Source organism: Motilimonas eburnea, assembly GCF_021295345.1.
Lineage (GTDB): Bacteria > Pseudomonadota > Gammaproteobacteria > Enterobacterales > CBDFNC01 > Motilimonas > Motilimonas eburnea.
The window spans coordinates 164,459-175,855 of the sequence record NZ_JAIMJB010000010.1 but is presented as its reverse complement, the minus strand read 5'-3'; the positions used below and the strand labels follow the sequence as shown (position 1 = coordinate 175,855).

8 protein-coding genes are annotated in these 11,397 nt (G+C 47.0%); 5 read left to right on the top strand and 3 right to left on the bottom strand.

The window, feature by feature from the left end; all coding sequences use genetic code 11:
- Positions 1-272: 272 nt before the first annotated feature.
- Positions 273-3,077 (bottom strand): M16 family metallopeptidase, encoded by a 2,805-nt coding sequence (locus K6Y21_RS11955; protein WP_233072080.1) that lies wholly within the window; start codon positions 3,075-3,077, stop codon positions 273-275.
- A gap of 241 nt (positions 3,078-3,318) precedes the next feature.
- On the opposite strand from K6Y21_RS11955, the gene K6Y21_RS11950 reads away from it, so the two are divergent.
- Positions 3,319-4,941, top strand: a complete 1,623-nt coding sequence (locus K6Y21_RS11950) for a SulP family inorganic anion transporter (protein ID WP_233072085.1) — start codon at positions 3,319-3,321, stop codon at positions 4,939-4,941.
- A gap of 111 nt (positions 4,942-5,052) precedes the next feature.
- Complete coding sequence (locus K6Y21_RS11945) at positions 5,053-5,724, top strand: NINE protein (protein ID WP_233072079.1); 672 nt, start codon at positions 5,053-5,055, stop codon at positions 5,722-5,724.
- A 274-nt stretch (positions 5,725-5,998) separates the two neighbouring features.
- Here the strand turns inward: K6Y21_RS11945 and K6Y21_RS11940 are convergent, their stop codons facing one another.
- Together K6Y21_RS11940 and K6Y21_RS11935 are read right to left on the bottom strand one after the other, a co-directional pair.
- Positions 5,999-6,919, bottom strand: coding sequence for a manganese-dependent inorganic pyrophosphatase (locus K6Y21_RS11940; RefSeq protein WP_233072078.1), 921 nt, complete (start codon positions 6,917-6,919; stop codon positions 5,999-6,001).
- A gap of 146 nt (positions 6,920-7,065) precedes the next feature.
- A complete protein-coding gene (locus tag K6Y21_RS11935) occupies positions 7,066-7,485 on the bottom strand; it encodes a CBS domain-containing protein (RefSeq protein WP_233072077.1) in 420 nt (139 codons plus the stop codon).
- A 447-nt stretch (positions 7,486-7,932) separates the two neighbouring features.
- On the opposite strand from K6Y21_RS11935, the gene K6Y21_RS11930 reads away from it, so the two are divergent.
- From K6Y21_RS11930 to K6Y21_RS11920, 3 genes are all read left to right on the top strand, one after another.
- Positions 7,933-8,283: a DUF4870 domain-containing protein gene (locus K6Y21_RS11930; protein WP_233072076.1), complete on the top strand. Its 351-nt coding sequence runs from the start codon at positions 7,933-7,935 to the stop codon at positions 8,281-8,283.
- Between the two features lie 405 nt (positions 8,284-8,688).
- Complete coding sequence (locus K6Y21_RS11925) at positions 8,689-9,726, top strand: NADPH-dependent curcumin/dihydrocurcumin reductase (protein ID WP_233072075.1); 1,038 nt, start codon at positions 8,689-8,691, stop codon at positions 9,724-9,726.
- A 172-nt stretch (positions 9,727-9,898) separates the two neighbouring features.
- Positions 9,899-11,359: an HDOD domain-containing protein gene (locus K6Y21_RS11920; RefSeq protein ID WP_233072074.1), complete on the top strand. Its 1,461-nt coding sequence runs from the start codon at positions 9,899-9,901 to the stop codon at positions 11,357-11,359.
- Positions 11,360-11,397: the final 38 nt, after the last annotated feature.

Genomic DNA, 11,397 nt, shown 5'->3' with positions numbered 1-11,397 from the left:
GCGATAAAGCAGGATATTAGCGAAAAAGATAGCTTAGCAGCCAAGCGTAGAAAGTCAGGTTGGTCCGGCGAATATCGTTCAAAGATTATATTTGGTTAAAAGTTGAACAAAGTGGAATCCCGCCCTGGCTTTCCAGACGGAATACCTCCCAACAAGTTGGGCTTGATAGTCTGCCTTACAAGGCTTTCTATTGGCTGGTATTTTTCCTCCGAACATCAAACATGAATTCGGGGTTAAGTTCACAGCTGCACTTAACCCCAGTATAGTTTTATCTAGTTCTTACTCGGCAAGTTCACCAAGGTGACTTGCCCTGCCTGTTGCAACATTTGTTTGATTAAGCCGTCGATGTACGCTTTGTCTATGCTGGCAACGACCGCTTTAGCATCCAGTGTTTCGCCCACTTGATAACCCAAAACAAGGTCGCGGTGGATAAACCAAGCGCGGCTTTGTGGATCTTTAAAGGTATCGAGCATGGCGGTTTCTAGGCCTTTTTTATGCTGTGCTAGGGCGGTTGCATCGGCGCCGTTTTGATAAAAATTCGTTAAGATTTTTTCTATCGCTTGCTTTGCCTTGTCGGCATCTTTAGGGGCGGTAATTAGCCCGATGCGACAGTGGCTATAGTTAAGGTTAACGATGGCAGGATCGCAACCAGCATAGGGAGAGTAGGACAAAGATAACTCTTCACGCACGGTGGCCATCAGTTGATCTTGAACTAATCTAGCCAACAAATCAGCGCCATAAATTTGCTTTACGCTGGGCTTAACGCCTTGGTAAACAAATTGAAACACCAGATCGGCGCGATCGTTTTCATTGAGTTTTTCATTCAGACTGGTTTTGCCCTCAAGTACGTTTAGCTGCGTGTTAGGGTCAGCGTGTGCTTGACCCTTAGGCAAGCTGGCTAAGTATTGGCTGATCAGCTGCTTAGCTTGCTCAGTCGTAAAATCCCCGACTAGGGTGAGCTTAAAGTCTGCCGCCGAGCCAAACAGTTGCTGCTTTACATATTGGATATCGGCAGGGGTAACGCGCTGCAATTGTGTTAGAGACAGCAGGCCTTCATAAGGGTTATTACCATAAAGCGCTTGGTAGTAGCGGCTATCAACTTGGCCTTGTTTACTGTTGATATAGTGTTTTACGTTGCTGGTGTAATTACTTTGCATTTGGTTAAAGGCGGCTTCATCTACCTTGGTGGAGCGATAAGCGCGGCTTAAGTAATCAAGGGCAAACTCCAGCTGATGAGTGGGCATCGCGCCATCAAAACCGCGTTGTGTATTGTGGATAAAGGGATTGATGGTGGTGACCCGGCTAGCCAGCGCTTGAGTGACTTGCTGCGCCGATTGATCTCCTAAGCCGCTGGCGGCTTGCACATCGACTAACATGCTAGCTGCGGCGCGGTATTTCGCATCTAATGTGGTGATGCCGCCTAAAGCCGAAAACTGAAAATACACCATGCCCTTGTTGGTGGTATCGGGCTGCAATAATACGGTTAAGCCATTGTCGTAGGTCAGCTGCTCTATGCCCAAAGCTGGATAGTTTTGCTCGGCGATCACCTTGCCGGTTTGACCTTGTTCTTGGCGACTGCTGTATTTTGCTACCAATTGCTCACTTTGATATGGCGTGACAGGTTGCTTTAGGGCCGCCGTCACCCAAGTTTCAAGTTGTTGATGCGGCTTAATGGCCCCTGCATTAAGGGGCGAAGTGGTTTCTGCGCTAGGGGCGATTTGATAGATCTGTGGGTTAACTAAGGTTTGCTGGGCAAATTGGTTTACTTTGGCGAGGGTGAGCTTTTCAAGAAAGCCGTTATACAATGACAAGGTGGTGGCCTTGTCTACCGACACCTGTTGTTGCTGCTGTGCGTGCACGTATTCATTGATGATGTCTTGCGAGGTGCGGCTTTGATAGGTTTGCTCAAAATTAAACAGGTGCGCCTGATACATGAGCACCAGTTGGTCGAACTCGTCTTGGCTAAAACCAAATTGGTTGATCTTGGCAATTTCTGCGCCCAGCCAATTAATGGCCGTTTGATCTTGCGAGGGTTCATAATCGATTCCAAGGGAGTAAAGCCAGTTGTTACCGACAAAAAGGGGTTGGCCTATGTAGCTATTAACGCCCGCAAAGGGGTTTTGGCTAAGTTCATGGGCGCGCGCTAGGCGCGTTTTGATCAAGGCGTGGGTGAACTGGATCAGCTTGTTGCGCTCGCTATCGGCTATTGTCTGCACGGTCGCTTTTGGCAAGATAAAATTCAAACCGATGTTATGAAGCGTAACCTTCTCACTTTGAAAGGTTTGGGTGGCATGCTTAAACTCGGGCTCGGCGGGGCGGTTTTTGTTTTGTGCCTTGCCGTCTAATCGTTTGAATTGCTTTTCGATGGCATCAGCCACTTGCGGCTTGTCTATGTTGCCCACCACCAGTAACTCCATGTTATCGGGGCGATACCATGCGCGGTAGTAATCTTGTAAAGCCTTAGCGTTTAAACGCTCGATTTGCTCTAGGGTACCGATAACGCCGTAGTATCCGTATTCACTGCCGGCCGACATGGCTTCCATGTAGGCAATATCGGGCTTTAATTCATCGCCGGCGCGGGTGTAGTATTCACCTTGTACCACGCCAATTTCTTTGGCCACCTCGGTTTTGTCTAGGGTGATGTTTTGTGCCACATCGGATAAGTACAGCAGCACCTCATTCATCAGCTCAGGGTTATTTTCAGGAATGCTCAGGGTGTAAACCGTGTCTTTGAAAGAGGTATAGGCATTTAAGTCTTGACCATAGTTCAAACCCGCTTGTTTAAATAGTTGCTCGATTTTATGCCCCGGAAAATGCTGAGTGCCGTTAAAGGCCATGTGCTCAAGTAGATGAGCGCCGCCTTTTTGCTCGAATGTTTCGTCAATCGACCCTGCTTTAACCCACAGATAGATTTGCACTCGATCGCTGGGCTCATCGACCGAATAAAGCCGATATTGAAAACCGTTATCTAATTGGTGAATTTGCCAGTTAGGGTCGCTTGGCAGAGGCTTAGCTTGCAGTGGACTACTCAATAACAACGTGAGCAGGGTAAGTAACGCATAGTGCATTATTTTCATGGTTGTTCCTGATGCTTTTCTAATTTTGAATTAGGTTAGCCGTCTAGGACATAATATGTCAATATATTTATTTGATGTTTTTGAGTGCTTTTTGTTAAAGGGATTGAGGTGAGATAGCCGTCTCTAACATAAAAAACACTACTCATCTGTGATGCAAATGGTAGAATCCTCGAAATTTAACCTAACATGGAATGCTGTTGTGTCTCTTCAAAGGTTTAAAGAATTCAATTTAAAAGGGGATATGTTCGGTGGTGTGACCACGGCCATTGTCTCTCTTCCCTTAGCGTTAGCCTTTGGTGTGGCCTCCGGAGCGGGGGCTGAAGCCGGTTTATGGGGCGCTATCTTAGTTGGCCTATTCGCTGCCTTGTTTGGTGGCTCTTCATCGCTGATTTCTGAGCCAACTGGCCCTATGACGGTGATCATGACCGCGGTGTTGACCGCCATGGTGGCTAAATACCCCGAAGCGGGGGTTGCCATGACCTTTACCGTGGTGATGATGGCGGGTCTGTTCCAAGTTATTCTCGGCTCATTAAAAATGGGCAAATACATTACCTTAATGCCTTACAGCGTGATATCTGGCTTTATGTCGGGGATTGGCGTTATCTTAATTATTCTGCAATTAGCGCCGTTAATGGGCCAACCCGCGCCTGCGGGTGGGGTGTCGGGCACCTTGATGGCTTTGCCTGATACCTTGCGCAATATGCAGTTAAGTGAGCTGTTTTTAGGCGGCTTAACCTTAGCCATTTTGTTTTTAATGCCCAAGGCGTATCGCAAATATGTGCCTGCGCAGTTAGTTGCCTTGGTGGCGGTGACGTTGCTTTCGGTGATCTTATTTGATACCGACAGCATTCGCCGTATTGGCGAGATCCCAAGTGGTTTGCCCAGTATTGTTTTTCCTACCATTACGCCTGAGCTGTTCACTACCATGGTGATCGACGCCTTAGTGCTGGGTACCTTAGGTTGTATTGATACCTTGCTGACCGCGGTTATCGGCGATTCACTTACCCGTAAAGAGCATGACTCAGACAAAGAGCTGCGTGGCCAAGGTATCGCCAACATGATTTCTGGCTTGTTTGGTGCGCTGCCGGGTGCCGGTGCCACTATGGGTACGGTGGTGAATATTCAAGTGGGTGCGCGCTCGCCGTTATCGGGGGTTATTCGCGCACTGGTACTGGCGTTAGTGGTGTTGGTTGCAGGCGGGTTAACCGAGCCGATTCCTATGTCGGTGTTGGCAGGTATTGCAGTGTATGTGGGCTTTAATATTTTGGATTGGAGCTTCTTACAACGCGCCCATAAAGTGAGTATGCAAAGTACATTTATTATGTATGGCGTGATGCTGCTGACGGTGTTTGTCGACTTGATCGTCGCGGTTGGTTTAGGGGTGTTTATCTCTAACATCATCATTATTGAAAAGTTAAGCCGCGAGCAGGCTAAGCAAGTGAAGGCCATCAGCGATGCCGAGGAAGATGTGCCATTAACGCCAGAGGAGCGTGAGCTGCTTGATCAAACCAATGGCAAGGTGCTGTTTTTCTACCTATCTGGGCCGATGATTTTTAGTGTGTCTAAGGCGATTACGCGCCAGCACAGCAGTATCAGTAAGTACCAAGCCATGATTTTGGACTTAAGTGATGTGCCTATGATAGATGTGACCGTGGCCTTGGCATTAGAGAATGCGATTAAGGATGCGGTGGAAGCGCGTTGTCAGGTATTTATTATTTGTCCACATCAAGATACCCAAACGCAGTTAGATCGCTTGTCAGTTTCTGAAATGGTGCCTGCATCGCAGTTTTTACCAAGTCGTCAGGCGGCGCTCGAAGCGGCCCTTAAAGTGGTAGAAGCCTCGCGTTTACCTTATTACAAATAATCCCTTTAGCACTTTTAGGGGCAGTTCACAAAAAACCTAAAGCCGGATTTGGTTTTAGGTTTTTTTTATGTCTTAATGCCTATAAATGAACTGGTTTTAGGAGTCTCCCCCTTGCAAGCATCTGATGTTAATCCTCCCGTACATGTTGAAGTGAAATACAAAAGCCGCATCGCGGCTGCCTTGTTGGCCATGGTTGGTGGCAGTTTTGGTCTGCACCGGTTTTTTCTAGGCCAGTGGTGGGGCGTGGGCTATTTGCTGTTTTGTTGGACCTTGATCCCTGCCGTAATTGGCATCATTGAAGGCATCGTATTTCTCGCCAGCGACCAGCAGCAGTGGAACAATAAGTATAACCAAGGGCGTCAGCTGGGCAATGAAAGCGGCGGCGTGTTGGTGGCCTTGTTGCTCTTGCCTTTGATGGGATTGCCTATGTTAGGTGTGTTAGCGGCTATCGCATTGCCGGCTTATCAAACTTATACCCTAAAAGCCAATGCGGCGATGGGCCATAGCCAAGCGCAATTAGTCAAGCAGCAAGTAGCCACCTATGTGGCTAAGTATCATGCCTTGCCTAAAGATAATGAGGCATTAGGGGTAGATAGATACCAAGATAGCCCTGTGATTGCCTTGCTCGATGTGTATAACGGCCGTATTCGCGTGGAATTTACCCCTTCGTCTAAGGTGGAAGGTTCACTGATTTATCAAGTGGATGTCGTTGGCGATCAATTAGTGTGGGATTGTCGCGGCTCGACGGTGAAGCCAGATTATTTACCGAAAGAATGTTGGTAAACAGTGGGACCTGAGCTCGCTCAGGGAATGGGGGTTAAAGTTGCTGGATGTACTTGTTATTCGCCGAGTAAGCTAGCCTTCCACAGGTGTGTGGAGCTGTGAACGAGTGGGGAAACTGTGGGACCTGAGCTCGCTCAGGGAATGGGGTTTGCAGTTGGTGAATGTGTTTGATATTCGCCGAGCAAGCTCGCCTTCCACAGGGCATGTTTTTATCATTCAGGCATAAAAAACCGGCTGAAACTAGCCGGTTTTTAACTTGAAACGCGTTACTTAATTAAGCAAAAGCGTCTTGTAGTGGTGGTACGACTTGCTTTTTACGGCTTAGTACGCCGTCTAACCACACGCGGCCATTTTCGGTCGCTTTGCCATAAGCGGCTTCAATCTTGCTCACATCATCGCTGACCACTAATAGCTCAGAGCCTTCTTTCATGATGTCAGTAAGCAGTAAGATCACGCTGTGACGCTTGCCTTCTTCTTTTAGCGCAGCAATGTCGGCTTCTAGATCGGCCTTGATTTGGTCAAATACAGACAGATCGATTACTTCTAATTGACCGATACCCACTAGGTTGCCGTTCATGTTGAAGTCTTTAAAGTCACGCATCACTAGGTCGCGCACCGGTGTGCCTTCTACCGCTGATTTAACTTTAAACATGTCCATGCCTAGGGCTTTGAAGTCTTCAACGCCAGCAATTTCAGCTAGGGCTTCAACACACTTGATATCGGCTGTGGTACAAGTTGGTGATTTGAAGATGACGGTGTCGCTTAGAATAGCGCACATCATGATGCCTGCGATGTTCGCTGGGATTTCAACCTTGTAGAAGTCGTACATCATCTTGATCACTGTGTTACTACAGCCAACCGGACGGATCCAACATTCAAGTGGGGTAGACGTTGTTAAGTCACCGAGTTTATGGTGGTCAACGATACCAACGATAGTGGCCTCGGCAATATCATCAGGGGCTTGCGTTAGCTCTGAGTGGTCAACGATGTAAACTTCTTCACCAGCATAGCTTTCCTTGAATTCTGGTGCTTCAAAGCCAAATTTATCAAGAATAAAGGCCGTCTCTGGTGACACTTCACCAAGGCGAGTGGCCACTGCGGGTTCACCGATTTGGTTTTTTAAGTAGGCTAGGGCAATTGCGCCACAGATTGAGTCTGAATCAGGGATCTTATGACCCACAACGTACATTGGCATGGTGTTACTCTCCTTTAATTTTCGGCGATTTTAACAAAGTTCTTAAGGGTTCGGAAACCTTAAAACGGTTAAAAAGTAACGCAAATGTTAAAAAAGGAAAGCAGGGCTAACCCCATCGGGGCTAGCTAGGAGAGTCAATCAGAGGCTTACGCAGGCTGGCGGGTATAACAGCTATTAAGATGTTGATTCACCGCTTTTAGTACATCGCGTCGGGTGATAATGCCGACTAGCTTGCCCGCTTCAACCACAGGGTAGCTTTTTGGTTTTTGGCCCAGCATTTGGCTGGCTAAATCGAGCACGTTATCTTGTGGCGAAGCGCTCAGCACTTGCGGTTTCATGATGTCTTCTAATAAGGCTGAGCCGTCGCAGTGATAGCTAGATTTAAGCATTTTATCTAGGCAATCTTGCTCGGACACCCAGCCAATCACTTGTTTGTTATCATCGACAATCGGCGCGCCAATTTGTGATGACTTGATCAAACGCTCAACAGCAACGGCGATAGGGGTATTAGCACTAAAGCTGACCACTTGTTTATTCATGTAATCTTTAACTTGGAGTGTAGGCATACTGCCTCCTTAAGCTGTTAGCAAATCACTGACTTGGTTAGTTAAATTAAGTGTACACCTTTCTACAAAAAGGGTTAGTGGATTGTTTCTAAGTAATCAATAGCCTGTAGCTATCAAAACCACCCTTCACGCGCTATGGGCACCTGTGGGAGCTGCAGTAATTTGTGGGAGCTGCAGTAATGCAGCGATATATGGGGACGCCCCATTACTGGGGCTCCCACAGAAAAAGCCCCGGTCCTCCATGGAGCGGTTTTTAAACCGCGAAAAAAAAATCAACGCGCTGTCGCTAAATTGTTCGCGATATAAATATCGCTCCTACTCGGGAAATGGACAGGTAAAATATTAGTCAAGTTATCCTTTGGTTATCAACCTGCGCTCACAGAAATGCAGATGACTTAACAATATAATTTATTTCTGATTTTTTAATTTATTGAACAGGGATTTACTATGAGTAACGAGATAGTTGATACGGTGGCGACGCCGAATCAAGATGCGAAAAACATTGCTTTGATCGGCTGGATTGCGACGATTTTCTTTGGTTTTATTCCGGGCCTAGCGCTTTATCTATTAAAGGCGGATGATGTTTATATCAAGGATCAAGCAATGGAAGCATTGAATTGGTCTATTACCACTTTGATTGGCTATGCTATTGCGACTGTGTTGACCTTTATACTTATTGGTGGCTTGATTTTTCCTGTTATCATGCTGTGTAACCTTATTTTCTGCATCATGGGCGCAATGGCTGCGTCTAAAGGGGAACAATTTAGAGTGCCATTTGCGCTTCGCCTGATTAAATAATGTTTGCGATATAAATATCGCTCTTACGCGTGCAGCGGCTCTCTGTGGGAGCTGCAGTAATTTGTGGGAGCTGCAGTAATTTGTGGGAGCTGCAGTAATTTGTGGGAGCTGCAGTAATTTGTGGGAGCTGCAGTAATGCAGCGATATATGGGACCAAATCGCCCCATCACTGGGGCTCCTACAGAAAAAAGCCCCCGCCCTCTATGGAGCGGTTTTCAAACCGCGATAAACCCCCTTTGCGGTCATCTCTTCATCTTCCAAGGCTAGTCTTAGTAAAAAATAACTGAAATGCTACGCAGATCGGTTTAATGGCTTTGCACGTAGACACTGGCATTGTTGCATGCGATATTGCAGCCTCTGTACGTGACTTGCTGATGCAGGTTGTTATTGATTAAGGAAGATCATATGAGCCAAGCACATTCTTATAACCGTCAGATTTTATTGAACTCTCGTCCTGTTGGTGAGCCAACGGCTGACAACTTTGCCGTAAACGAAACGACCATTCCTGAGCCTAAAGATGGCGAAATTTTACTTCGTACTATTTACCTTTCCCTTGATCCTTACATGCGCGGTCGCATGAATGATACCGAATCTTATGCCCCGCCGGTGGGGTTAAAAGAGGTGATGGTGGGCGCAACCATGTCTCAGGTGGTGCGCACCAATAATCCGAATTTTGAGCTAGGCGATTGGGTGCTGAGCTACAGTGGTTGGCAAGATTACGCTGTGTCTAATGGCGAAGGCTTGTTTAATTTAGGCAAAAATCCGGTTAATCCTTCTTATGCGTTAGGTATTTTGGGGATGCCGGGCTTTACCGCTTACATGGGCTTGATGGACATAGGTAAACCCAAAGCGGGCGATACCTTAGTGGTGGCGGCGGCAACGGGCCCAGTAGGCGCAACGGTTGGCCAAATTGCTAAGCTGCAAGGCTGTAAAGTGGTTGGGATTGCCGGCGGCGCCGAGAAGTGTGCCTATGCCAAAACCGAGTTAGGCTTTGATGAATGTCTTGATCATCGCAGCGAGGATTTCGCAGAGCAGTTAGCCAAGGCTTGTGATAAAGGCATCGATATCTATTTTGAAAACGTCGGCGGTAAGGTGTTTGATGCGGTATTACCACTACTTAATACCGGTGCGCGCGTACCTGTGTGTGGCTTGGTGTCGCAATACAATGCTACCGAATTACCGGCTGGACCGGATCGTTTATCGCAATTAATGGCGACCATTTTAGTGAAGCGCCTAACGGTGAAAGGTTTTATTATTTTTGAAGATTATGGCCACTGTTATGACGCCTTTGTGCCTGTGATGGACCAATGGTTAAAGTCAAAACAAGTGAAGTACAAAGAGCATCTTTACCAAGGGCTAGATGAGGTGGTGCCTGCCTTTATCGGCATGCTTAAAGGCGACAACTTTGGCAAGGTTGTGGTGCAGCTCAATAGCGCGGTTTAAGCGTTTTTTTACCTCCGTGCGGCGACCCGTGCGTCGCACATTTTCGATTCACCTTATATCTAACCCTCTATTTTCTCTGCGCTAATTCACAGCCCTTGACTTGCGAACTGCCTTTGTCTAAAGAATTACCTACACTTAGCTGATAACACACTTGTATTTTTGGTAGCGGTTAATGAGCTGTAAAGGTCTGTTTGGTAAAGAAGCGTGGGTGCGCTATATCAGTGAGCATGAAATGCCTGTGCTGCGCGATACCGTGACTAAGTTAGAGGCCATCGCCCAAGATGACACGGCTTCTTTGTCAGAACTTGGACAAGAAATATTACACGACCATGGGTTAACGGCGCGGATCCTACGTATTGCTAACAGTGCCTGCTATAAGCGTGGGCGTCATCAGGTCACCACGGTAAGCCGAGCGGTGGTGATGCTAGGTTTTCAAGCGATTAAGCAGGTTTGTATCACTGCACAGCTGTTGGATTCCTTATTGGCGGAGCAAAAGGTAGACAACCAAGTTTACCAGCGGCTTGTGATCCTGATTGCGCGCTCGTTACTGGCGGGGATGCTGGTTAAAAAACTCCTTCATAAACAGCATAATGATATTCAAGAAGAGTACTTTTTAGCGGCCTTAATGCGCCGATTAGGTGAAGCGGCCTTTTGGCGAACCAATAGTGATGTGGCCATTCTACTTGACCAAAAGCTGACTTATGCTGAGCAGCACAGGCTGTCGAAAATTCAGCAAAAGGAAATCGTGAAAGAGTTACTGGGTACCTCTTTTGAACGCATGAGCCAAGGCTTAGCCACTAGCTGGCACTTGGGTGAAGTGGTAGAAGCATCAATGGCCGATAAACCACCTCAGTCGACGTTAATGCGTACCTTATTGCTTGCCGATGAACTCAGTGCACAGCTCATTTCATCGCAACCCGACGAGGAGCATAAGCAACAATTAGAAGCGCAAATGGGGCAAATTTTAGGGGTGGGACCACAAACGGTGGCAAAAGAAATTGCCGCTTGCCAGCAAGATACCATAGAGCTGATGAATTCCTATGGTGCCCATAAGTTGGTGCAATTTTTAAACGTTAAAGGTGAGGCTGCTAAGCAGGTCGAAGAAGCGTCGGTGAGTAACGAAGCTCTGCAGCTTAAAATATTACATGAGTTGACCAATATGGCGGTGGAAAAGGTCGATATTAACATGGTCATGCACTCGGCATTAGAAGGGATATACCGAGGCATAGGGATGGATACCGTGTTAATTTTCATGTTAACGCGAGATAGACGAAGTTTAAAAGCGCGCTTTGTGTCGGGTAAAGATGCAATGCACTTTAAAGATGACTTTTCTATTGCGATTGCCGGTGAGCAAAATCTATTTTCTCATTGTTTAAAAAGTTTTGAGCCGATTTGGTTTGATCCTAGTTTGAGTCAGTGGCAACGATTTCTGACGGCTAAGCTTGCCCAACTTACCCCTAGAAGCGGTTTTTACATTGCGCCATTAGCGGTGGATAAACGCAGTATTGGCTTAGTGTATGCCGACCGTAAATCGGGCTTGATTCCCCTTGAAGAAACCTCTTTTGTGGCGTTTCAGCATTTTGTACAGCAGACTAACCTATGTCTCACTAAAATGATGAATCCAAATAGCTAAAGATCCGTTATCATGCGCCTAGATTCAGTGAGCCGAGG